This is a genomic window from Bombiscardovia apis (assembly GCF_033095945.1).
In the GTDB taxonomy this organism is placed as follows: Bacteria; Actinomycetota; Actinomycetes; order Actinomycetales; family Bifidobacteriaceae; genus Bombiscardovia; species Bombiscardovia apis.
In genome coordinates this window covers 263,327-286,557 of sequence record NZ_AP026800.1, presented here as the reverse complement: position 1 = coordinate 286,557, position 23,231 = coordinate 263,327, and the positions used below count along the sequence as shown (strand labels likewise).

Annotated in this window: 19 protein-coding genes and 1 tRNA gene; 7 read left to right on the top strand and 13 right to left on the bottom strand. The window is 56.0% G+C overall.

The genetic code is table 11. From position 1 onward, the window contains the following. Window positions 1-99: 99 nt before the first annotated feature. From R8377_RS01025 to R8377_RS01010, 4 genes are all read left to right on the top strand, one after another. On the top strand, window positions 100-1,059 hold the full coding sequence (locus R8377_RS01025; RefSeq protein WP_317643108.1) for a hypothetical protein: 960 nt from the start codon (window positions 100-102) through the stop codon (window positions 1,057-1,059). Between the two features lie 174 nt (window positions 1,060-1,233). Then, window positions 1,234-1,725 (top strand): MarR family winged helix-turn-helix transcriptional regulator, encoded by a 492-nt coding sequence (locus R8377_RS01020; RefSeq protein WP_317643107.1) that lies wholly within the window; start codon window positions 1,234-1,236, stop codon window positions 1,723-1,725. A gap of 73 nt (window positions 1,726-1,798) precedes the next feature. Further along, window positions 1,799-3,244 (top strand): DHA2 family efflux MFS transporter permease subunit, encoded by a 1,446-nt coding sequence (locus R8377_RS01015; protein ID WP_317643106.1) that lies wholly within the window; start codon window positions 1,799-1,801, stop codon window positions 3,242-3,244. A gap of 341 nt (window positions 3,245-3,585) precedes the next feature. Beyond that, window positions 3,586-4,011 (top strand): glycerophosphodiester phosphodiesterase, encoded by a 426-nt coding sequence (locus R8377_RS01010; RefSeq protein WP_317643105.1) that lies wholly within the window; start codon window positions 3,586-3,588, stop codon window positions 4,009-4,011. Window positions 4,012-4,149: 138 nt separating this feature from the next. Here R8377_RS01010 and R8377_RS01005 read toward each other — a convergent pair whose 3' ends face one another. Both R8377_RS01005 and R8377_RS01000 read right to left on the bottom strand, forming a co-directional pair. Further along, a complete protein-coding gene (locus R8377_RS01005) occupies window positions 4,150-4,947 on the bottom strand; it encodes a PHP domain-containing protein (RefSeq protein WP_317643104.1) in 798 nt (265 codons plus the stop codon). 31 nt (window positions 4,948-4,978) lie between these two features. Continuing rightward, the gene (locus R8377_RS01000; protein ID WP_317643103.1) at window positions 4,979-5,599 is read right to left on the bottom strand and encodes a hypothetical protein; all 621 of its coding nucleotides are present in this window, start codon (window positions 5,597-5,599) and stop codon (window positions 4,979-4,981) included. Window positions 5,600-5,769: 170 nt separating this feature from the next. On the opposite strand from R8377_RS01000, the gene R8377_RS00995 reads away from it, so the two are divergent. Beyond that, on the top strand, window positions 5,770-7,746 hold the full coding sequence (locus R8377_RS00995) for a DUF6020 family protein (protein WP_317643102.1): 1,977 nt from the start codon (window positions 5,770-5,772) through the stop codon (window positions 7,744-7,746). Between the two features lie 147 nt (window positions 7,747-7,893). On the opposite strand, the gene rplA is transcribed toward R8377_RS00995, so the two are convergent. The 5 genes from rplA to R8377_RS00970 all read right to left on the bottom strand — a co-directional run bounded on the left by rplA (window position 7,894) and on the right by R8377_RS00970 (window position 10,482). Continuing rightward, complete coding sequence (gene rplA, locus R8377_RS00990) at window positions 7,894-8,583, bottom strand: 50S ribosomal protein L1 (RefSeq protein WP_317643101.1); 690 nt, start codon at window positions 8,581-8,583, stop codon at window positions 7,894-7,896. A 56-nt stretch (window positions 8,584-8,639) separates the two neighbouring features. Then, complete coding sequence (rplK, locus tag R8377_RS00985) at window positions 8,640-9,074, bottom strand: 50S ribosomal protein L11 (RefSeq protein WP_317643100.1); 435 nt, start codon at window positions 9,072-9,074, stop codon at window positions 8,640-8,642. Window positions 9,075-9,223: 149 nt separating this feature from the next. Then, on the bottom strand, window positions 9,224-9,934 hold the full coding sequence (nusG, locus tag R8377_RS00980; protein ID WP_425605030.1) for a transcription termination/antitermination protein NusG: 711 nt from the start codon (window positions 9,932-9,934) through the stop codon (window positions 9,224-9,226). 211 nt (window positions 9,935-10,145) lie between these two features. After that, window positions 10,146-10,373, bottom strand: coding sequence for a preprotein translocase subunit SecE (gene secE, locus R8377_RS00975; RefSeq protein WP_317643098.1), 228 nt, complete (start codon window positions 10,371-10,373; stop codon window positions 10,146-10,148). 33 nt (window positions 10,374-10,406) lie between these two features. Beyond that, a tRNA-Trp gene (locus R8377_RS00970) sits at window positions 10,407-10,482 on the bottom strand. A 386-nt stretch (window positions 10,483-10,868) separates the two neighbouring features. Here R8377_RS00970 and R8377_RS00965 point away from each other — a divergent pair. Further along, window positions 10,869-11,306 carry a helix-turn-helix domain-containing protein gene (locus R8377_RS00965; RefSeq protein ID WP_317643097.1) on the top strand — a complete coding sequence of 146 codons (438 nt, stop codon included), beginning with the start codon at window positions 10,869-10,871 and terminating at the stop codon, window positions 11,304-11,306. Between the two features lie 8 nt (window positions 11,307-11,314). Here the strand turns inward: R8377_RS00965 and R8377_RS00960 are convergent, their stop codons facing one another. From R8377_RS00960 to R8377_RS00935, 6 genes are all read right to left on the bottom strand, one after another. Further along, window positions 11,315-12,388: a DUF3039 domain-containing protein gene (locus tag R8377_RS00960; RefSeq protein WP_317643096.1), complete on the bottom strand. Its 1,074-nt coding sequence runs from the start codon at window positions 12,386-12,388 to the stop codon at window positions 11,315-11,317. Window positions 12,389-12,468: 80 nt separating this feature from the next. Then, window positions 12,469-13,602 (bottom strand): glutamate 5-kinase, encoded by a 1,134-nt coding sequence (gene proB / locus R8377_RS00955; protein WP_317643095.1) that lies wholly within the window; start codon window positions 13,600-13,602, stop codon window positions 12,469-12,471. Window positions 13,603-13,641: 39 nt separating this feature from the next. Next, window positions 13,642-15,309, bottom strand: a complete 1,668-nt coding sequence (gene obgE / locus R8377_RS00950; RefSeq protein ID WP_317643094.1) for a GTPase ObgE — start codon at window positions 15,307-15,309, stop codon at window positions 13,642-13,644. A gap of 113 nt (window positions 15,310-15,422) precedes the next feature. Further along, complete coding sequence (gene rpmA / locus R8377_RS00945) at window positions 15,423-15,674, bottom strand: 50S ribosomal protein L27 (protein ID WP_317643093.1); 252 nt, start codon at window positions 15,672-15,674, stop codon at window positions 15,423-15,425. 38 nt (window positions 15,675-15,712) lie between these two features. Continuing rightward, on the bottom strand, window positions 15,713-16,021 hold the full coding sequence (rplU, locus tag R8377_RS00940) for a 50S ribosomal protein L21 (RefSeq protein WP_317643092.1): 309 nt from the start codon (window positions 16,019-16,021) through the stop codon (window positions 15,713-15,715). Between the two features lie 152 nt (window positions 16,022-16,173). Further along, on the bottom strand, window positions 16,174-19,305 hold the full coding sequence (locus R8377_RS00935; RefSeq protein ID WP_425605004.1) for an Rne/Rng family ribonuclease: 3,132 nt from the start codon (window positions 19,303-19,305) through the stop codon (window positions 16,174-16,176). A gap of 612 nt (window positions 19,306-19,917) precedes the next feature. Here R8377_RS00935 and R8377_RS00930 point away from each other — a divergent pair. Continuing rightward, the gene (locus R8377_RS00930) at window positions 19,918-23,217 is read left to right on the top strand and encodes an RCC1 domain-containing protein (RefSeq protein WP_317643645.1); all 3,300 of its coding nucleotides are present in this window, start codon (window positions 19,918-19,920) and stop codon (window positions 23,215-23,217) included. The last annotated feature ends 14 nt before the right edge of the window (window positions 23,218-23,231 follow it).

The following is a 23,231-nucleotide window of genomic DNA, read 5'->3' as shown; positions in this document are numbered from 1 at the left end:
AACTTGTACTCCTTTTATGTAGTTCTTGCACCACTTTGCCAACAGCATACGGCGGGATGTACGGCCTAGACTGGGGGTGAAGGTTAAGGAGGTAGCAATATGGCCAGCAATAGAGCTAGGTTGAATGCTCACAGATCCAATCACAACCGCAAGGACGAGAAGAACCTTACGCATCAGCAAGCAGGCGCAGCTTTGCACCATGATGAGCCAGGCAAGGGAGAGCATGAGCCCAAGTCGGGAGGCGAAAATCACACCGAAAAGCGCACCGTGACGCTCGGCAGTGAAAGCAAATCTGAATCCACTCTCCAGTCCCAGAACACAGAAAAGCCGGAGAGTAAGCACCAAGCAGACAACGGTCAGCACTCTGTCAGCAAGCAGACTTCAGAGGCTAGCAGCACGACCGAGAACGAGCGCAGGTCTGAAGCTGACCACGCAGACGAAAACTCAAACCACGGCGAGCAAGACTCCACGAAATCTGACCAGACTGCCGGCGCAAGTCATAGCCAGACTGCTCACACACAGCAAACTCAGCAAGATACTCACCAGCCCCAACAGCTCCAGCAGCAATCTAGCAGCAATAAGCAAGATGCCGACTCCTCCAAGCAGGGCGATTCGGTAGCCGCACAAGCCGGCAGCTTGGCTGGTGCTGCCGTGCGCAATGTGAAGAAGAACAGTCGCCACAACCCGCTGTATTTAGGGCTTGCTGTTGCCTTCGCTACTGCTTCGCTGGGCGTGGCTTTCTCGACTTTCCCCATTATCTTGTCGCTGCCCATTGCAGGAGTGCTCTTAGGCATTTCCGTCTGGCTCATGGGCCATGTGGGCATCATCAACTTGAGCGATGACTCCCAAAGCAGGCGCCACCATAAGCTCCTGCGCCTAGGCACTATAGGAAGTTTGCTAGCCACACAAATCGTGGTGACCGACATCTTCCTGTTTACCCGCTTAGGCTCGGTGGGCCCCCACCAATCCGGTATCGTCGTCGCTTGGCTGATTGCCACCGCACTTGAGACTTTGGCCGCAGGAGTCATCATCGCCGCAGACCTCCATCACCGGCATTAAGCAACACACCCCCTGCCGCCGCTGTGCTTCGACTAAATCGTTGAGCCCAGCGGCGGTTTACCATGCGCTCGTTTCTTCTAGGTTTGCGAAAAAGTCCGGCCTTCGACTATATTAGTTAGTTAGCTAACTAATAGTTTTGCATATCGCAACAATCCACGAGACGAGGAGGTGGGCATGACGCGGCCATCTGACAGCAATACAAGAGCCATAGACCCAGCCGTGCGCCCCACCAACTACTACCGTCTCATTAAGCGGGCCATCAACCTAGGCAGCCGGGCCCTCGACGCTTTCGCCGCTCAATACGGACTCACCGGCAGCCAAATGTCTATCATCGACTACTTGAGCACCTGTCCCGGCTACGCGTCCGGACAAGGAATCCTCGAAAGCGAATTCGACGTTCAGGGCTCGACGCTCACCGTCATGTTGCAGCGCATGGAAGCTAAAGGATTACTCGAACGCGTCTCCTCCCCCGAAGATGCCCGCAAAAAGATTGTGCGCCTAAGCCCCAAAAGCGAGCGCCTAATACCGATCATCACGGCTTACATCGACCAAGAACAGCTTCGATTTGAACAAGTCTTCACACCGGAGCAGCTCTCAGCTTTTGAGCGCATGCTTTCGTTCGTGGGCAATCCCGACGAATTCGTCGACCAGCAGCCGCCCCTATAAGCGCACAAACGCTAAGCCCGCGCGGCCCAATTTTTTCTGTTATATCAAACATCTAAGGAGTTACTAGTCAACCATGAATACCCCATCGACCCAGGGCGCTCAGTCTGCGCCTAGCTCGGATCGCATCTCCCCCAAGGTTATCTGCGCCTTTATTTCTGCAGGCCTGCTCTCATTCTCAGGCGTTATCGTGGAGACCGCTACCAACGTCACCTTCCCCACGCTTATGAACGAGTTCGGCGTCTCCACCGAACGAGTGCAATGGATGACCACCATCTACCTGCTGGTTGTCTCGATTATGGTGCCGCTCTCAGCTAGCTTCAAGGCCCGTTTCCGCAGCAAGTCCCTCTTCATCGCTGCCAACCTCTTCTTCATCGTCGGCCTCATTCTCGATATTGCCGCCCAAAACTTCCCCATGCTGCTGGCAGGCCGCGTAGTGCAGGGCCTAGGTACCGGCATCGCCCTACCGCTCATGTTTAACATCATCTTGGAGCAGGTTCCCGCCCGCAAAATCGGCACGATGATGGGTATGGGCACGCTCATTACCGCTATCGCCCCAGCCATTGGCCCCACCTTCGGCGGCCTTGTCGTCACTAGCATGGGCTGGCGCTACGTCTTCGTCTTTATCCTGCCAATCCTAGTTATTTCGCTCATTATGGGCGTATTGAGCATTGAGCAAAAGAGCGAACTGCGCAAGGTCCACTTCGACCTGCTGAGTCTGGTCTTCATTGCTCTTACTTTCGGCGGCCTCATCTATGGCTTTAGTTCCATGACCACTCGCTCCTTCCTGAGCCTGCATGTGGCCGGCGCTATGCTGGTGGGCGTCGTGGCTTGCGTATGCTTCGTAATGCGCCAGCTCAAGTCCAGCAACCCCATCTTGGACCTGCGCACCCTGTCCAATCTCAACTTTGCGGGATTCATTCTCACCTTCTTCCTCGTGCAGATTGCTTCCTTGGGCCTCTCGTTCATCCTGCCCAACTACATGCAGCTGGTGAACGGCTCCTCCGCTTTAACTTCCGGGCTCATTGTCTTGCCCGGAGCCTTGCTCGGTGCCGCGTTCGCACCCTTGGGCGGCCGCATCCTCGACACTCTCGGCCCAAAGCCTCCGCTCATGACCGGCCCAGCGCTCACTATTGTCTCCATGGTGCTCTTCTTCGTATTTGGTAAGAACCTGGGCAACGGTGGCATCTGCGCCTTGTATTTGCTGTATATGGCTGGTATGGGCATGAGCTACGGCAATATTATGACCACCGGTTTGAGCCAGCTCAGCCGCCAAATGCAGTCTCACGGCAACGCTCTCTTTAACACGGTCCAGCAGTTCGCCGGAGCTGTGGGCACGTCTGTGTGCGCGGCTCTAGTAGCGGCAGGTCAGGCGGGCGCTTCCAGTAAGGCAGTCGGCACTGCGAATGGCTCTACTCTTGCTTTCGGCGTCTTGGTCGTGGTGCTTGTTATCGAATATCTCACCATTATCAAGGTCTTGCTCAAGCCCTTCCCTGCCGCTGGCGATGCCTTAGAAAACTAGTACAAACGCAGACCAGCCCGCATGTTTGCGGTCACACAAAGCCCCTCTTCCCTGTGAGCAAAATTACAGGAGAGGGGCTTTGTGCATTTATGTGAGCTTTTGCACAACGCCGCAGGGCTTGTCGCGAGCGCGGTTTAGGCAATAATTTCAAGTAAACGCACACTCAATAGCACACAAGCGGAAGGAACATTACAGGCTTTTCTTTGCTAAATTAGGTCTTGCGGGTGCAATGCAGTATCACGCAACACATCCACACTGGTCCAGAGCAGTTTGCCCGTGGGTGACTTCACAACGAGCTAGCAACTGCGCCGATACAGCAAGGATTACAGGAAGGAATACAGATGGCAGACGAGAAAGACAACGAGACAATCGTCGTAGACGGCTCTCTGTTCGAAAAAGACGCCGAAACCAAGACTAAAGAAGCTAACAAGGTAGCCGCACGCTTCGGCATCGGCCAAGAAGCTTTGCAGGGCGTTGAAGACTTTAAGAAGCAACTCACCGATCACAAGGCTTGGGATTTGCCCTTCATGGGCTATGTGAACGAAGACGGCTACGGGTATGCGTACGTGCCAGATCAGGCCGTAGCACCTGGCGGCTGGGATGCTCACAAAGCATTCGAGGAGTTGGCGCCAGATGTACAGACTGCATTCGCCATCCGCATGCTCTTTACCCACCGCGATCTGGACCGCTACGGAGCCAACATGTTCCTCCACTATGAGCGCGGTCTCAACGTACGCTTCGAGATTCCAGTCTCCGAGAGCTACTGAGTTCGCCGCATCTACTGAGCTGTCTTAATTTCGGGCCAGCTCGTTAATCTAAAAGGGTCTAGCTATCGCCGTTAGAGCGAGGCTAGGCCTTTTTCGAGCGCCACCGACGACGCTCTCAGCGCGAAGTGAGGCAAATACTTATACCATCCGCCGCTCAAGCATGCCTTCAACAGAAATAGGCTTCAGGCCGTGCGCATTAACCATCGCCAGCGCCTGCTCGAAGTGAGCATGCCAGTCCTGAGCGCGATGACAGTCGGAGCCTAGACATACTTCGAGGGGGTGCTCTGGGCTGTTCAAGTGGGCAACCAGCTCAGCAAGCCGATTATACAAGCACTCCCGCCCATATTTCACCATACTCTTTGTGTTCATTTCTATGACTATGCCCTGGCGAGCACAAGCTAAGAGAATGGCCTCAATCTGTGGCTGATATTGGTCGAATAGCGCATCACTCGCTAAACTCTCTCGGTAGCGGAGGGGATAATCCAAGTGGGCCAGAACTTGCACTTGACTTCCGAGTTTCTCCACGCCTTCCAAGACCATATCGAAATATGCGTAGGCGTAATCACTGTCACTCAGATCCCGATGAGCTTCTGTCTCAATATAATCGTGGTCACGATAGGCATGAAAGCTTAAGAGGCGCAAAGCAATCGGTTGGCTGGCTAAGATGTCTTCCAATTGTTGGAAGTGCTCACGGCTGTAGCCCACCTCCGCTCCTACAACCGTGGTGAGCGACTGGCGAGATTCTTCCTCGATGGCAGCCATATTCCGATTGATTTGCACAAAATCGGGGATGTCATCCATATTATTGTGAGCGCTATTATGCAGTTCTAAGTGTTCTGTAGTTACTAGCAGCCTGTTATCCGCATCGAGATAAGATTCGATCGAGCTGTCGCTATCGAACGAATATTGAGAATGAGCATGGAAGTCGGCCAACATGCAAACCTCCAATCCCACGCAGAGAGCGCGGTTAGTTGATTAGGCCTCCGAAGAGGACTATGAGGATGGCTGCTAGTTCGATAATGAAGAACATGGTGAAAGCGGACCACGAGTGGGTGAGAGCGTTCCAGGGGGAGTCTTTTTTGACTGCTATCAGAATCGCCACAAACAGTACGGCGAAGATGCCCATGGCGCTGATGGCAGCTAGAATCCCTAAGTTGGCAGCGTTGGCCAGCACGGCGGACTGCTGATAGACCACATACGTTGAATACCAGAAGTTGATTTTGAGCAGGCAGAGGCCGGCGATAAGCTGTTCAGCAGCCAGGCCAATGACGAAAACAATACGCCAGAACCAAGCCGAATATTCGACAATCGACATGCCAATGCCCACTAAACCAACTAGGGTAACGGTCCAAGAAATCAGGGCGATACCGCGCGGGTCTATAGCGCTCACCAGCCGCAAAACGCCGGCCGTATGGTTGAGGGCAAGCGTGCGACCAAACCAATAGGGCAAAATGGTAGCGAGCAGGGCAGCACCGGTAAAAATAACCCAGCGAATCGGCTTAGCTTTGCGCCGACCAATGTCTGCCAGCGAATACTGGGATTCGGCGATGGTAGCCTCTGGATGGGCCGAAACTTCTTTAGGCTGCACCTCTTCCCCTTTCTTGCAGATGGTCCGGGCGGAGCGCTGGGCTTGGAACAGGCGCAAAACGCAGGCTGCGAACTTACTCAGTAGCTTTCATTGTACGAGGCTCGCTAGCCAAAGGCCACCGCTGAGCGAATCTTGCCTACTAGTTGATACTGGCAGTTAGAATCGTAGCAATGAAGAACGGCCAAGAAACTTTACCTGCGAGCGCTGAGCAGGCCTCCAATTCCCGCCCCTCCCCCACTACTCGCTGGGGCGGGCGGGCGCTTGGGCATGGCATCGCTTGGGTCTTGACCGTACTGGCTTGCGCTTGGGTTGGCTTGTGTACTGCGGTGGGGCCGATTTACCGGGCCAACGACACTATTGCCCACTTTGGGGCCTTGAATTGGCTGCTTGGGCTGGTCACTTTCGGCATAACTCTTGCGATTGTCTATCTGGCCGCAGCTTGGACGAAGAAGTTGGGGAAGGGGAACACTGCGCGGGGCCGGGTGAATATAGGTGCCCGAACTGCCTCAGCTATTCGCTCTCGGTCTCAGAACTTGGGCGATCGTTGCCAAGTCAGGGCTGCTGCTTCTCCTCGCTGGCGGCGCGCGGGGCGTATTATCATGCGCTACACCCGCTCTTGGCAGTCTATTATGGTGGTTTTGCTGCTGGGCTGGTTCTGGGTGTGGGCCACACTCCTAGCTAGTTTTGGGGCCGATGTGCTATCTCAGGGCAGCGAGGTGGCCTCTTGGCTCGATTCGCTCAACGGCGTGCAGCTGCCCTACCGCGACGGCTCAACCATTATGGACGTGTATCCCACAGCCCACTATCTTTGGCCCGCGCAACCCACTTACTTGACCGACCAGCATAACCTCCCGCTTACCCTGCTCTACGGTAGCGTTATGGCGCTTTCCCGCCAGCTTACGGGAGCCGCAGACCTTGGCCTTATCGTGCTGGCGGGAGCGCAGCTGGTGTTTGCTGCTTTTTGTGCTGCCGCTACCGCCAACCGCTTCTTCCAGCCGGCGCAGGTATTCACTTGCGCTCAGAAGCCCGCCAGCCAGCCCGCACTGCCCAGCGCAGGCCCTCTGGCGCGCGCCCTCACGCTCGCAGTCCTCTTGGCGAGCCCCTTGAGCTTCTTGAGCACTATCGCCCTGACTAAGTCGCCGCTCTTTGCTTGGGCTTGCTTGTGGTGGCTGGGCATCGGCTATGAGTTCCATCTTGCTCGCAGGCGGGGTCTCACCATGGCACTCCGCCACCGATGGGCCCTGCTGTTTTCGAGCGTCATCATGCTGGCCTCGGCCAAATATGCTGTGTATCTCGTGGCTGTTCAACTGCTGCTGGCTCTCGCTGCGGACCGCAAACACTGGAAGACCTACTTGCTTTGCCTCCTCCTGCCTCTGGTAGCTTATGAGGGCACTCTGGGGCTGCTGGTGGGCTCTGGAGCTGTTATTAAGGGAGACCCGATTGAGGGTAAGAGCATGCAGCTTCAGCAGATTGCCCGCGTAGCCCAGCGCAATCCAGCCGGTATTCCCCAGTCTGCGCGCGAGAATTTGGCTCCGATTCTGGATCTCGATGCCGCCGCTGAGGCATACAATCCCAACGATGCTGACCGAGTGAAGTCTTCGGGCACTGGAGATAAGCTTACGGTTTACCGCTGGCGCACTGTGACTGCTAACGATATGAAGCAGTTGAACCGAGCTTGGTTGCAGATAGGACTACGCAATCCGACCCTATATGTTGACGCCTTCCTCGCTGAGAGCTACGGCTATTTTGACTTGGGCGATTCAGCTTATGTGCCAGTTTCCTATTATGTTGACAATGGTAATGTGCAAGACAAATCGGCATGGATCCGCTACTGGTGCCACGATTGGCGCGGATTCGTAGGCTGGTTTGCCCGCGCTTGGGCGGCTGTGCCTGTCATTGGCTGGCCCGCCAAGGGTAACTTCTGGGTGGTTGCGACGCTACTCTTGCTAGCTTCTGAGGCCCTGCGAGGGCGCTGGAGAGACTTGCTGTATCAGGCTCCGCTCCTCCTAATTATGGGCGTTATGGTGATGTCTCCCGCCAACAATTTCGAGCGCCATATACTCCCCTTAGTGTTCGCCTTCCCCTTCCTCATACTCGCCTTCCACCGCCAAACGCGGCTGGAAGAGTCTGAGTCTTCAGCGCAATAGTCTCGAGCTCGCGCACACCCATGCTTGGCTAAGTTACCTTTGATACTCATAGTTAGTATCGTTCGACGTCAGCCGCACAGCCGGGCATAAACAAAAAGCCTGCAGGCAACCAATCGGTTACCAGCAGGCCTGAGTAAAGCTATAGCTTTAGAGCATTGCCAGATCCAGGGGCACACCCGGGCTCATGGTGGAAGCCACGGTAGCCTTGGTGATGTAGCGGCCCTTAACGGTGTTGGGCTTGAGGCGCTTAATTTCCTCGCTGACAGCGTGGAAGTTCTCGGCCAGAGCCTTCTCATCGAAGGAGACCTTGCCAATCAAGAAGGACATGTTGCCGTTCTTGTCGACGCGGAACTCAATCCTACCGCCCTTAATTTCCTTAACGGCCTTGGCAACATCCATGGTTACCGTGCCAGTCTTGGGGTTGGGCATCAAGCCACGAGGACCGAGCACGCGGCCCAAACGGCCGACCTTGCCCATCATGTCGGGCGTTGCCACCACGGCATCGAAGTCCAGGTAGCCGCCGGCAACCTTGGTTACGAGCTCGTCATCGCCAACCTCGTCGGCGCCAGCTTCAAGAGCTGCGGTAGCCTGGGGGCCACGGGCGAAGACCAGCACGCGGGAGGTCTTACCAGTACCGTTGGGCAGGTTGACCGTGCCACGAATGAGCTGGTCAGCCTTGCGAGGGTCCACGCTCAGGCGGTAGACAGCCTCAATGCTCTCGTCGAAGCCATACTTGGGCATGGTCTTCAGGAGGGCAATGGCCTCTTCCGGCGTGTACAGGTTGGAGCGATCAATCTTCTCCAGCGCTTGACGATACTTTTTTGAACGCTTTGTCATCTGCTTCTCCTATCAGCAGTCGCGGTGTGGGCTAGCGTCGCCCTACCGACGAACTTTCAGTCGGTGACGGTGATGCCCATAGAGCGGGCAGTGCCTTCGACGATCTTCATGCCTGCCTCGACGTCGCGAGCCGACAGGTCGGGCATCTTGGTCTCAGCAATCTCGCGAACCTGGGCCTTGGTAACGGAACCGACCTTGGTGGTCAGCGGGTTGCCAGCACCCTTCTTCACACCGGCTGCCTTGCGGAGCAGGTCTGCTGCGGGCGGAGTCTTGGTGATAAAGGTGAAGGAACGATCCTCAAAGACAGTGATCTCGACAGGAATAACCTGGCCCATCTTGTCTTTGGTGGCGTCGTTGTAAGCCTTGCAGAAGTCCATGATGTTCACGCCGTGGGAGCCCAAAGCAGGACCCAGTGGCGGTGCAGGATTGGCCTTACCGGCCTCAATCTGCAACTTGATCAGCGCAGTGACTTTCTTCTTCTTTTGAGCCATTACTGGTTCTTCTTTCTACGAAGCGGTTCATCCGACAGGCCCGAAGCCCATCTCCCGCAACTGTTACTTTCTAACACTTGGAGGCACAGAGCCTCTCAGCGCAAGTTTTATTATTATGCCACGCTCACCAGACCAGAGCGTCCAAGCTATCAGACGATTTTCTCGACCTGATCGAAGCCCAGCTCCACAGGCGTGTCGCGACCGAAGATGGACACCAAAACGGTGAGCTTCTGCGTCGTGGGCTCCACCTCGGAGACGGCGGCAGCCATGGTAGCGAATGGACCTTCGGTGACGGTGACTTGGTCGCCCACCTTGTAGGAAACCTCAACCATGCGCTGCTTGGCTGCTGCAGGCTTGTCGCCAGCGGCCTTGAGAGCTTCAGAAGCAATCATCGGGGCCATCATCTTGACGACTTCCTTGCGAGACAGCGGGGCAGGCTCCTTGCTGGGGCCCACGAAACCGGTAACACCTTCGGTATCTTTAACGATACGACGAGCGTTTTCATCAGGCATCATACGAATCAGCACATAACCGGGCACGCGCACGCGGCTAACAACTTTCTTGCCCTTGTCGGTGTGCTTCTCGACCTCTTCCATCGGCACTTCAATCTGGAAGACCTGATCTTCGAGACCGAAGGAGACGATACGGGATTCGACGTTAGTCTTCACACGCTTTTCGTAACCGGAGTAAGTGTGGAGCACATACCAGTTGCCTTCTAGTGTGCGCAGCTGCTTAGAAAACTCGTCGACGGCCTGCTGACCGGGGTCAACGCTTTCGGAGGCAGACTCTTCGCCCTCGGCTTGATCCATAGTCGAAGCTGCTTCTTCAGCCGGGGCATCGGTTGGCTGATAGGAAGCCATGGCTTCTTCGGTAGCTTCAGCTGCAGCCTGCTCGACCTCGCCCTCAGAAGGCTTGTCGGATTCAACCGGCGCAGGGGCAGACTGCTCTTCAGCAGTTGCCGGCGTTGCATCAGCGGTAGGGGCAGTCATGCCCTCCTCATTCATTGCATCCGCCATCTGATCATCACTCATGAACTGAGCCACCTTCTCAAAAACTAGTAATTACTGGAAATCAGCCGAAGATCAGCATAACTAGCTTACCCAGGCCGAAGTCAAGAGCCGTAACGAAAATCATCAGGAAGAGCACGAAGAAGAACACGGCCACTGACCAAGAAAGAAGTTCTTTGCCAGATGGTGCCACGACCTTGCGAATCTCATCAAAGACTTGCTTGATGAACATGCCGATACGCTTGAAGATGTTCGGCCTTTTGGGCTTGCCGACCTTGTCCTTCTGAGCCATATTCATCCTTCGTTAGTTCCTGATTCCAACCATTGGCAGGGAAGGCGGGACTCGAACCCACAACCTACGGTTTTGGAGACCGTTGCGCTACCAATTGCGCCACTTCCCTAAGGGATACTTGCCCATACTACTCAACCCGGTGGATACCGGAGAGCTACGAGAGCAAACGCCCAAGTTTCTACTGTAGCCCAAGCCCTCGATTCCGTCCACCCGCCCCGCAGTGTCGCCCCAAGTTTAGCTCCTAGCGACAAACTGCGAGCGAATCACACGACAAACATTTATTCGCCATCCACTGCCAAGTATCTCCCTATCAACTACCCGTGTTGCCTCCTTAACACACCCCAACACGTCTTTAACATACCCCAACGCATGTTACACTTGTTACAGATATTACATTTATTTACAGATAAATCCGGTAATAGCTACGACTCATTAAGAGCAAGATAGTTGGCATCTTTTGGTGGAGTTGCTTATATACCGAGAAAAGGGGCGAAGATGTCGAACACACTTACCATGGTCCCCGCTAAATCTATTACAGACTCCGACTTAGAAGAGCTCCGCAAAGCGCTTGCGAACATGAGCAAGGATTCGCCATTGGCCGTGGCAATTAGGCAATTCTTATTGTCACAAGACAGCTCAATTACTGTGTCTTCAAAAGATTTGACACCTGCTCAAGTTGCTCGACTGTTAAAAGTTAGCCGCCCCTACGTTTATAAACTTATGGATCAAAATCTACTGAACTTTCACTATGTTGGGTCTAACAGGCGCATCAGCCAAGATGACTTGTGGGACTACGTCAACCGCGGCGAGCAAGGCCGTTCTGAATACGCAAGCGCACTGTCCAATCGCACTGAAGACCTGCGCAAAATTGACCAAGATGCCGCAAGCTACACTGAAGCAGACCGCAAAGAACTCGCAGAACTCTTCAGTTAGGCAATCGTTTACTCAGAACCAGACTCTGGGGATTGAAATATCCCTTTTATAACTGGCTGTATGCCCTCGCAGTGAGGGCATACAGACTTGCCGCATGATTCATCTTGCGTAGGCACAAACCACTTACCGCACAATCCTCTCACTGAACGTCCTAACACCAAGCCTTGGGCAAGCAGCGTTTTATCTGTGTAGTGTAAGACAGCCTGTGCCGGCGGACTCTTGCGCATTTGACACACTGCCTCTGCTACCCCAGTTTCGCTAACTGTTGCGGCCACTATTTGAGCGATTCTCGCCTCGGTAAGCCAAGCTTCAACATGATATGTCTGGTAATCACAACCTTGGCGGAAATCCACCTTGCTCTCATCTGGCTGCAGATAATTGACTAGCCTAAGCAAACCTTCTTTTGCGAGTGTGTCGCCAGGATCAGTCAAACTAACGTCAAGCAATAACAGCCCTTCTTCTCGACCGCTCTCTTCTAACAAAAAGTCAGCCGAAGCATCAACTGTGATACTGAGTTGTATGTATTTGATTACTGTATGCGCGATTGTTGGAACACTACACTCGACTGTGCCACCTTCTGCTGAAACAGCGCATTTTACAGCTTCAAAGAAGTCCTGTATAAGACTAACTTCAACCTTTTCAGCTTGCTCAATGGCCTCTTCTTTAGTTCGCGCAACATAGTCAACATTTTTCGGCAGCCAATCACTGCTATGTGATTTCTGTAGCTGCCCAGCTACTTGACTGTGGAATTCATCGTGTGAAGCAGCGAAAACAACCCACGGATCTCCTTCTTCATCAAAAATAAGAGCCGCTCTCAATCCGCCAGCTGCTCGAATCTCATACACATTGCGCCCAGCCGCTTGACTTGCTGCTTTGTGGGGATTGGTATGCACGTATTCAGCTGATACTTTGCTGGCCGATCGCAACAGCTCATCATCGAGTTGAGAAAGAGTAAGCCCAAACAGTGGATTTTCTTCACCCGCTGCGTATTTTCTATGAGCTTCATCCCATGCTTGTTTGGCAGCATCAGAATAGTTTGCTAGCTGCTTAAGCGCTTTGAGAGTGGGGCGAACTGGTCTCATGCTACACAAGTTTAGCCTTGAGCAAAGAAAACCACACCGAAAGAGAGACACGAAATGCGGCATGCATTGTGGGTTAGAAGCTATACCAAGACGAGGGTGTCGCGGTGGATTAGGGGGTGGGAGTATTGGGGGCCTAGAGCCTTGGCTAGCGCGGAAGTGGTTTGGCCTAGGAGGCGGGCTGCCTCTTCTGAATCGTAGGCGGTGATGCCTTTGGCTATGTGTTCGCCAGAGTGGTTGCTGACCCAGACTGGGTCGCCGGCCGAGAATTCGCCCTTGACGGAGCTTACGCCTGCGGGCAGGAGGCTGGCTCGGCCGCCGCAGACAGCCCGGGCAGCGCCCTCATCTGCGACAAACTCGCCGCGGGGTGCAGAAGCGAACTTAATCCACAACCTGCGGGCACTCCCCCGGTGTTTGACCGGCGCGAAAGCCGTACCGACCGGATCACCGAAGAGGGCAGGGCCGGCAGAATCGGCATTCGTGAGGATGACGGGCATGCCCGAAACAGCCCCGATCCGAGCGGCTTCGAGCTTGGTACGCATACCACCGGTGCCCAAGCCAGAAGTGGAATCTTCGGCTTCGATGGTCTCCATAGCCTTGACCACATTCGGCACGAAGGCAATGCGTTGAGCGCCGGGCTTGGTGGGAGGCGCTGTGTAAAGTGCGTCCACATCAGTGAGCAAAACCATGGCGTCTGCGCGCACAATATTGGCCACTAGCGCCGAAAGATGGTCGTTGTCGCCGAAGCGAATCTCGTTGGAAGCCAGAGCGTCATTCTCGTTGACAATCGGCACGACACCCAAGTCCAGCAGGCGCTCCAAAGTGCGCTCGGCATTGCGATACTGGGCGGGCTGAATGGTGTCTTGAGCGGTGAGCAAGAGCTGGCCCACACGCAGGCCAAACCGGGCGAAAGCACTCTCGTAATGGGCCATTAAGATGCCCTGCCCTACGGAAGCTGTGGCCTGCTGTGTGACCACGTCTTGGGGCCGCGAATTAAAGCCGAGCGTGCCGAAGCCAGCAGCAATAGCGCCTGAGGAGACCAAGACCAGCCTTGCGCCCTGCAAGCGGGCCTGAGCGAGAGCAGCAACCAAGGCTTCCAGCCGCTCCACACGCAAGTGGCCGGAAGGCGAGGTGAGCGAGGACGAGCCGACCTTCACGACGACCGTGCCTGCCTGCGCTACCGCCTGGCGCACCTCGCTCTCGCTTAGCCTTGCCACTCCTGCCTCCTCAGCCCGCTTTCCTACTCTTGTATTCTCCTACTGGTCCTGCCCCGGATGGAGAGCCTTGCCGATAAGCCCCTGGGTATCTTCGGGGTCGTCGTCGATAGTCGGATCCGCCCAGTGACCGGCCTTGCGCTCAGCAGCCATAGCCTCGCGTACTGCCTGCTTGGCGTCCATCATCTGACGATACTGGGCGCGACGCTCAGTGTTGGTGCGGCGGTGAGCGCGGGTCTCGACCTCTTCCAATCGCAAATCCTTACCGCGGCCCGTCATGGGCGCACCGTCGAGCATTTCTGCGCCGGCTGCGATGGTGGGATCCCAATCGAAGTCCACCTGATCGCGGCCTGTGCCAATACGCACTTCGTCGCCAGCGTGGGCTCCGGCCTTGCGCAAGGCATCTTCCACTCCAATCTTGGCAAGGCGGTCGGCCAAGTAGCCCACAGCCTCGTCGTTGTCGAAGTTAGTCTGACGTACCCAGCGCTCAGGCTTGGTGCCGGTCACGAGGAACCAGTAATCGCCCAGCTTGTTTTGCTGACGCTCCACCTTGAAAGCCCCGGCAAAATCGTCGCGGCGGCGTGGGCGGGCTTCTAGCGGGCGAATGACCACGCGCTCGCCCTCTTCCTCTGCCAGCTTGGCGGCAATCTGCGCCCTCAAGCGAGTCACAAGGTCGGCCAGGTAATAGCTCAACTCTTTGAGACCCTCATGCGAGGCGGTGGAGATAATGAAGACCTTATGGCCCATCTTCTCGAACTCGGGCTTGACGAACTCAGCCAATTCCTTAGCCTCAGGCAAGTCAGCCTTGTTCAGCACGATTACACGCGGGCGCTCAGCAATAGGAATGGCACCGAGGGGCAGTTCAAGCTGCTGGCCGTAGAGAGACAGTTCCTGCTCAATAGCCTCGTAGTCGTTGATGGGGTCGCGGTCGGCTTCCAAGGTGCCGCAGTCGATGACGTGGGCCACAACTTCGGTGCGCTCAATGTGGCGCAGGAACTCTAGGCCTAGGCCCTTGCCTTGGGAGGCGCCGGGAATGAGGCCGGGCACGTCTGCCATGGTGAAGCGGTAATCGCCGGCCTGCACTACGCCAAGGTTGGGCACCAGCGTGGTGAAGGGGTAGTCAGCAATCTTGGGCTTGGCGGAACTCATGGCCGCAATTAGGGAGGACTTACCGGCTGAGGGGAAGCCCACCAGTGCCACGTCGGCAATAGACTTGAGCTCCAGCATGATGTCGCGCTCTTCGCCAGGCTCGCCTAGGAGCGCGAAGCCGGGTGCTCGGCGGGTCTTGTTGGCCAAGGAACGATTACCTAGGCCGCCCGCACCGCCCTGGGCCACCACGAAGCGGTCGCCGGGGTGGCTCAAGTCTGCTAGGCGCTCGCCGGGGCGTTTGCTCTCGCCTTCGCGACCAATAGCAGTGAAGATGACCGTTCCGACCGGCACTGGCAGGGTCAAGTCTGAGCCCTTGCTGCCGTCTTTATCGCCACCCAAGCCCATCGTGCCGGAGTCGGCTGAGCGGTGGGGTAGGAAGCGGAAGTCTAGCAGGCTGGTGGCATTCGGGTTGGCCTCTAGGATGACCGAACCGCCATCGCCACCATCGCCACCATCGGGCCCGGCTAGAGGCTTGTACTTTTCCCGCCGAATGGACGAGGCGCCGTTACCGCCGTCGCCACCCTTCACATGGACGGTCACGCGATCGACGAATGCACTCATAACAACTACTTTCTTGCCAAACGAGCTTGCGCAAGGATTGGCCAAATATACAACAAAAGCCGCGTCCGACTAGGGCGCGGCTAATAAAGACTTTGAGTTCGTACTAGACGAAATCAGTCCGAGACGACGTCAACAACCTTGCGGTCGCGGCGCACGCCGAACTTCACATTCCCGTCAGTCAGAGCATACAGGGTGAAGTCCTTACCCAGACCCACGTTCTGCCCGGGGTGGAACTTGGTGCCGCGCTGGCGAACCAAGATGTTGCCTGCAACGACAGACTCGCCGCCGAACTTCTTCACACCGAGGTACTGCGCGTTAGAATCGCGACCGTTGCGCGTACTAGACGCGCCCTTCTTATGTGCCATGTCTTGTCCTTTCCCGACTAAAAGCTAATGGTTCGCGCTTAGGCGATGGCCGTAATCTTGACGGCGCTCAGCTGCTGGCGATGGCCCTTACGACGAGCTACACCAGTCTTGTTCTTGAACTTCTGGATGTTGATCTTCGGGCCCTTGAGTTCATCGTCAATGACCTCACCCTTGGCGGAGATCTTTGCCAGATCCTTGGACGCCAGAGTTACCTTGGCACCATCGACGACGAGCGCGACCGGAAACTCGACCGACTCACCCTTCTTGGCTGCCAGACGGTTCACCTGAATGACGTCACCGACCTCGACCTTCTCCTGATGGCCTCCGGCCTTAACAATCGCGTACATAGCCCTACCTTGCCTGTGTTCTCTAAGCTGCCACTCGTCTGAACCTTCATCCTGCCACTTTGGAGCAGACGAATTCAGACACCAGCTAATCAGTATATAAGCAAGCGCACCACCTCGTCAAATGGCAGCGCGCCGACGAAACACGTTCTAGTTTATGCCTCCTCAGCGACATCTGAGCTGGCTTCGTCTTCTTGCCCTTCATCCGAGCCTTCGAAGTCCTCGCTATCCCCGTCATCGCTAGGGGTATCGAAGCTCTCCTCAAGCTCAACATCGGTATCAATTGCGCCCGACTCGCTGAGTACTTCCTGATCGAACTCCTCAATGTCGTCGTCTTCAGCGCGGTCCTCGGCAGCCTTCTCCGCAGCCGCCGCAATCTGCGCCAGCTTGGCCTTTACGTCAGGCGAAGAGCCCTGCGGTGCCGGCGGCTCTTTCGGCGCTTTCGCGGGAGTGTGACTGTGCTTACTGCCCTTCACGAAGGGGTCGCCGCCCTTGACTGCGTATGGGTCGTCATACTTAGTAGAGACGGTCGGTTCATCGTGCAAAATAAAGCCACGGCCCTTGCAGGTTGGGCATTCCTCGGAGAAGGCCTCGACCAAGCCCTGCCCCACGCGCTTACGGGTCATTTGCACCAAGCCCAGCGAAGTGACCTCAGCCACCTGATGCTTAGTCCGGTCGCGAGCTAGGCACTCGACCAGTCGGCGCAGCACCAAATCGCGGTTGGCGGGCAGAACCATGTCCACGAAGTCAATCATGACCATACCGCCGATATCTCGCAGACGCAGCTGACGGGCAATCTCCTCAGCAGCCTCCAAGTTGCACCGGGTCACGGTTTCCTCAAGCGACTTGCCCTTGCCGATAAAGCGGCCCGTGTTCACATCGATAGTGGTCATGGCCTCGGTGCGGTCAATCACCAGAGAGCCGCCCGAAGGCAGATACACCTGGCGCTCCATGCCCTTGCGCAGCTGGCTGTCAATCTGCCACTTGTCGAACACATCCTTGCCCTGATGCTCCGCCGGATCCCAGCGCTCAAGCTTGTCTTTCAGGTCGGGAGCCATCGTCTCCAAGTACTGCTGAATGTGGTCGTAGACCCGCTCGCCCTCAACCATGAGCTGGTTAAAATCGTCGTTAAAGATGTCTCGCACCACGCGAATAGCCACGTCGGGCTCGCCTTGCAGCAGCTTAGGCCGCTTGCCGTGCCAGAACTCCTCGCGCTTGGCTTCGATTTGCGTCCATTGACGCTGCAAGCTCTCCAAGTCCTTCTCGATGGCCTCTTCGCTGGCACCCTCGGCAGCCGTGCGAATAATCACGCCCATATCTTTAGGCGCAATCTTGGCCACAATCGACTTCAAGCGAGCGCGTTCCTTATCGGAGAGTTTGCGCGACACGCCTGTCATTCCGCCAGAAGGCACCAATACTAGGAAGCGGCCAGCAAGAGTCACCTGCGAAGTGAGGCGAGCGCCCTTATGCCCAATCGGATCCTTAGTAACTTGCACCAGCACCGGGTCGCCGGACTTGAAAGCCAGCTCCATGCGGCGCGGCTGCCCGTCTAAGCGGGTGGTATCCCAGTTCACCTCGCCGGCGTAGAGCACGCCATTGCGGGCCTGGCCAATGTCAACGAAAGCGGCCTCCATGGAGGGCAAGACGTTTTGTACACGGCCTAGGTAAATGTTGCCCACGGCAGAGACTTCGTCAATGTCGGAGACGTAGTGTTCCACCAAAATGCCATCTTCGATGACCGAGATTTGGGTGTGCTTTTCCTTCTCCCGCACCACCATTAAGCGGTCAACGTTTTCGCGGCGGGCGAGGAAGTCCTGCTCAACCAGCTGGGTTTGGCGGCTGCGCTCGCGACGGTTGTCGCGCCTGCGCTGCTTCTTCGCCTCCAAGCGGGTAGAGCCCTCAATATCGGTGATTTCGTCTACGTACTGCTGGCGGCGGGAGCGGCGGGCGGGCTGCTCCTCTTCCGCGTCCTTGGCTCCGCGGCGACGACGGCGGCGACGGGTCAGACCTGAATCTTCCTCGTCTTCCTCGTTCCGGCGACGACGGCGGCGTGTACTGCCTTCAGCTTCTTCTTCGGCAGCCTCTTCCTCGTTCTCTTCGCGCAAGTCTTGCTCAATGAGCTCGACTTCGTCGGCAGCCTGGCGCTCCTCAGCATTTAAGCGGCGGGAGCGACGGCGGCGGGGCTGACTGCTCTCGTCGTCTTCAACCTCGCGCTCCTCCTCACGCTCATGCTCCCGCTCGTCTCGGCGGGATGTGTGGCGGGCGCTAGCGGTGCGCGTCTTGCGGGTGCGGGTCTTGCGAGAGCTCGGGCGCTCCTCCTCGCGGCTGGACTCGTCGTCGTCTTCCGGTTCACTCTCGGCCGCGCTCGCTGAGCGGGTGGGGATGATGGGCTCTTGGAAGAGCAGAGAAGTCATGGGCTTAGCGGGTGCCTGGGCGCGGGTAGCCCGGCCAGAACGCGTGCTCTTAGGCTCTTCAACCGCAGACTCTTCGGCCTTGGAATCGTTGACTTCTGCTTCCTGACTGCGCTCGCTACTGCTGGCGCGAGTGCGAGTGCGGGAGCGAGCACGCTGGCTTGAGCGCGGCTCGTCATCTTCGGCAGTTGCACGCCGGCGGCCACGGCTGGAACGCTTAGGCTCTTCGCTGGCTCGATCTTCGTCGTCATAATCGTTGCGGTCGTTGCGATTGCTACGCTCGTTGCGTTCGTTACGTTCGTCGCTTTCCTCGTCCTTGGCGCTTGCAGACCGGCTGCGACGGCGTGATTCGCCTGCCTGACCAGAGCGCGTCCTGCTGCTCGCAGTAGTCCTACGGCTGCGCGAACGAGTGGAAGTGCCCTCAGATTCGGAAGATTCGGAAGATTCGGAAGATTGAGCAGCATCGTCGGAATCAGCCTCGCGGCCCGAGCGCTCTTCACCGGACCGCTCACTGCTGGCAGCACTCTCTGCGCGAGAACGGCGACGGGTCGTGCTTGCACGGCGACGCGAACGCTCTTGCGGCTCTTCCTCGTTGTCGGTCTGCGCTGAACGGTGCGTTGAGTCCTGCGCTGGAGTCTGGTTCTGAGCTTGACTGCGGCGAGTGCGACGGCGGGGGCTCTCGTCCTCGCTACTGTCTGCCTCTACCTGCATGGGCACATGGGCATCAGCAGCTCCGGTGCCACGCACCACTCGCCGGCCGGTCCTGCGCCTGCGAACGGGGTTGGTTTCCACCGCTTCGCTGCTCTCTGTATTGTGATGTTCACTGTTGTGAGAGGTCTCGCTCATAGCTGAGTCCTCGCGCGTTGTATCTGGCACAATGCTCCTAGCGACGCGCTGCACCGCCTCGCGCTCGCGGCACCAGCGATTCTTCACACTGCGCTCTCACCGCAGCCGCGCACTATATGCGCATCGTCTGGACGCCTTCTGTAAAAAGTCTTCCTGAGCGTGGACGGACACCGTCGCCTGCTGCTAAGCAGTGAGCAGGGGGATCAACGCCTACGCTTCACGGCGACCATGCAGAGTCGCCACCCTTCTAGTATCGCACACTTTTTATCCCCTGCAGTAACATCTGTGAGCGTTGCACAATTCTTCTCCCGCAATCACCCCTGCATTCAGTATGTACGCCAGCAAAAAACAACAAGTTAGGTTGGTATATACAATCAAGCAAATTACACAGAACAGGTTCAAGATTTGCTTGTACAGCAGGAAAAAGCTGGAATTGCGGTGCTGTTCAGCTGATAATGCTAGACTGTCTGCTATTCATGTGACTTTGCTTGCCTTGCGGTTGGGGAACTCGGGCACTGCGGTCCAACTAGCACGTTTCGCTTTATTTTGGTACAGCAGCTATTTACGGCTGCTACCGCCGCTTTGGAGGGGTTATGCGTAAGGTACGCACTGTGAGTACACTCTTAGTACTCATGTCCTTGACTGTCTTGGGGGGGGGGGTCCGCTAGTTTAGCGCGCCCCATACTCGCCCACGCTGATTCCGCAGATTTAGGCTTTTCTCTTGATCCAGATCACGGCCCAGTCGCTGGCGGCAACGAAGTCGCCATCAAACCACCTTTCCAAACCAGTATCAAATTTAAGAAAATAAGCTCCGGCAGTACTCATATTCTTGCCATCGGAGATGACGATAATACTTGGGCGTGGGGTTCGAACGATCCCACCTTATTGGGTTCAGATACGCCAATCGTAGGATCAGTGCTCCCCGTAAAGGTTAAAACACCAGCAGGGGTAAGATTCACCGAAGTAAGCGCGGGCTGGTACCACAATCTCGCCATCGGCAGCGATAACCGCATCTACGCATGGGGTAAGAATACTCAAGGTCAGTTGGGCAACGGCAGCACTATAGACAGCTCAACTCCGCAACTCGTAAACCTGTCTGCACCAGCTGGTGTCCGATTTGTTAGCATCATAGCCAGTGGTTATTGCACCTCCTCATACGCTCTTGACAGCGAAGGCAACGTTTATGCATGGGGAAACAACAGATGGGGACAGCTAGGAGTCGGAGATTACAATTGGTATCCAAGCCCCACGCCGCTGAATAATCCGGTTAAATTCACTAGTCTTAGTTGTAGCGGCGAACACTGCTTAGCTATTGGCACCGACAGTAGGACTTACTCATGGGGGTGGAACAATTACGGCCAGCTTGGAGACGGCAGTACAACGAATAATCCTTCACCCACTCCTTTTAACACTCCAACTCAATTTACCAGTGTCAGCGCTGGAGGCCAGGCTGATTGGGGATATGCAGGTGGTAATTTCATTGAAGGCTACTCTCTCGCTCTCGATCAACTCGGGAATCTGTATACTTGGGGATTCAACAATGTGGGTCAGCTGGGCAACGGCACCACTACAAATCGTTCCACTCCCCAGCAAGTCTCCACACCTGTACCATTCACCCGCATCAGCGCCGGATCATACTTCGCTCTTGCATTGGGCAACAACGGCAAAGCATACGCTTGGGGTTCAAATAGCAGCTATGACAACCAATATTCAAGCGCCGGTATTCTAGGAGACGGCACCACTACAGACAGGTATAGGCCCACTCTGGTAGCATCTCCGGCCGGTGTAGAGTTCGCAGATGTAAGCGCAGGATGGATCCACTCCAAAGGCCTTACCGCGGAAGGCAAAGTCTACTCATGGGGCCCCAACCAATACGGGCAGCTCGGCGACGGCACAACAACATGGCGCACCACCCCTGTACCAGTAGCAAAGCCGAATATTGTCGTCACTGCTGTACGCTTTGACGCACTCGCTACCGGCACTCCCCGGCACGATACTGCTGAAGACTTGTGGTACGTAATTGCACCCGGGCATCCTGCCGGTACCGTGAACGTCTATGTAGATTGGACACTGAACGGCGCACCTCAAACTAGGGCTACTCTCAAATATACATATAGAACTTCTTACACAGTTCATTTTGATATGGCAGGCGCTCCCGGCACCGCCCCAGCCGATCAACACCCCCTATCGAGCAATGACGAAACTATTACTTGGCCTAATCCGATGCCTACGTGGTCTCATCATTGGTTCGATGGCTGGTTTACAACTGACGGAAAACCTTGGGATTTCAACGATACTGTCAGTTCATCTATGACTCTAACGGCAAAATGGGAGGAGTGGAAGTTCACTCTTGACCCCGACCGTGGACCAACTACAGGAGGTAATACCGTAGCTATTACTCCGCCTCTTGCCCCGCAGGGCATCAGTTTCAGTCGGATTAGTAGCGGCAGTAAGCATACCCTTGCCATCGGCTCCGACGGCAACACCTACGCATGGGGGTCGAACGAATATGGCCAACTCGGCGACGATAGTTCGAGTAACCAAAATCTGCCAGTACGAGTGCTTGCTCCAGCAAATGTGCATTTCTTACAGGTGAGTGCGGGCAGCGAATTCTCAGCTGCACTCGGCTCCGACGGCAACATCTACACTTGGGGCAGAAACTCCGCAGGGCAACTGGGCAATGGCACTCTGACTAACCAACCCACACCAAGACGTATCGCACAAGGTGTCTTACCAGTCGGCAAACGATACACGCAAGTCAGCGTCGGAGATAGCCATGTTTTAGCCCTTGCCAATACCAACAGGATATACACATGGGGTCAAAATGCAGAGGGGCAACTCGGCGACGGCACGCAGATTAACCGAAGGCTGCCAGTTCAAGTTCAATTAGGGCCACAAATCGACGGCGTGACCTTTACTAGTATTAGTGCTGGCGACAACCACTCCTTGGCCATCGGGAAGGATAACAACACTTACGCCTGGGGCCGTAATGTCGAAGGGCAGCTCGGCATCGGCACTAATTCAAGTCTAGAAAAGTCACCGGTTAAGACCCAGTCGGGTGCACTCCCCGCCGGAGCTCACTTTACGCAAATCAGTGCGGGCGGCCGCTATTCTTTGGCCGTAGATAACAACAATAACCTGTACGCTTGGGGCGACAACCAATCGAGCCAGCTGGGCGACGGAACGACCGTGGGCAAGAATGCGCCGACTCAGGTGAATCCTGGAGTTATACCATCCGGCGTCAGTTTTACCCACATAAGCGCGGGCGACAAGCATTCCTTAGTAATTGACTCCAACGGAGACGCTTACACATGGGGCAGCAATGACAACGGCCAGCTCGGAGATAATACGAGCGGCAGCAACCGCTCCACGCCGGTGAAGGTACAGCAAGGAACGCTTCCAACAGGAGTTCGTTTGAACCAAATCAGCGCAGGAAGCACACAGTCTACAGCCATCGGTAGCGACGGCCACGCATACACATGGGGCGGGAACGGATACGGCCAGCTCGGCTCAGGCAGCAATGGTGCCGGTAATCCGCCCGATACGACAGCGGACCAGCACGAACCAGTCCAAGTTGGATTGCAAAAACTCGTAGTTACCGGCGTTAAGTTTGACCAGACAGAGGCCACGCCCGCGCCAGTTTGGAATGCCGCAAAAGGCGTATGGATAGTAAAGGCCCCCGCCCACGAAGCACAGCTCGTAACTGCCAATATTCACTGGATACTGGGAAGTCAAGCCCAAGATGACTACCCTTTGCCCTACACCTACGAATTCTTACTGCCCATTGCAGGAGCAATACCGCTGCAACGCCTCACCGGTGGCAGCATGCTCTGCCTTACTCTACTTGCAGCGCTTGTATACGCAGGCTATCAGCTTGCCCGGCAGCGCAAAAGTAAGTCGTCTTTAGATTCGAAAGTACCGCAAGAGCCGGAACGAGTATAATAAATGTTTTACGA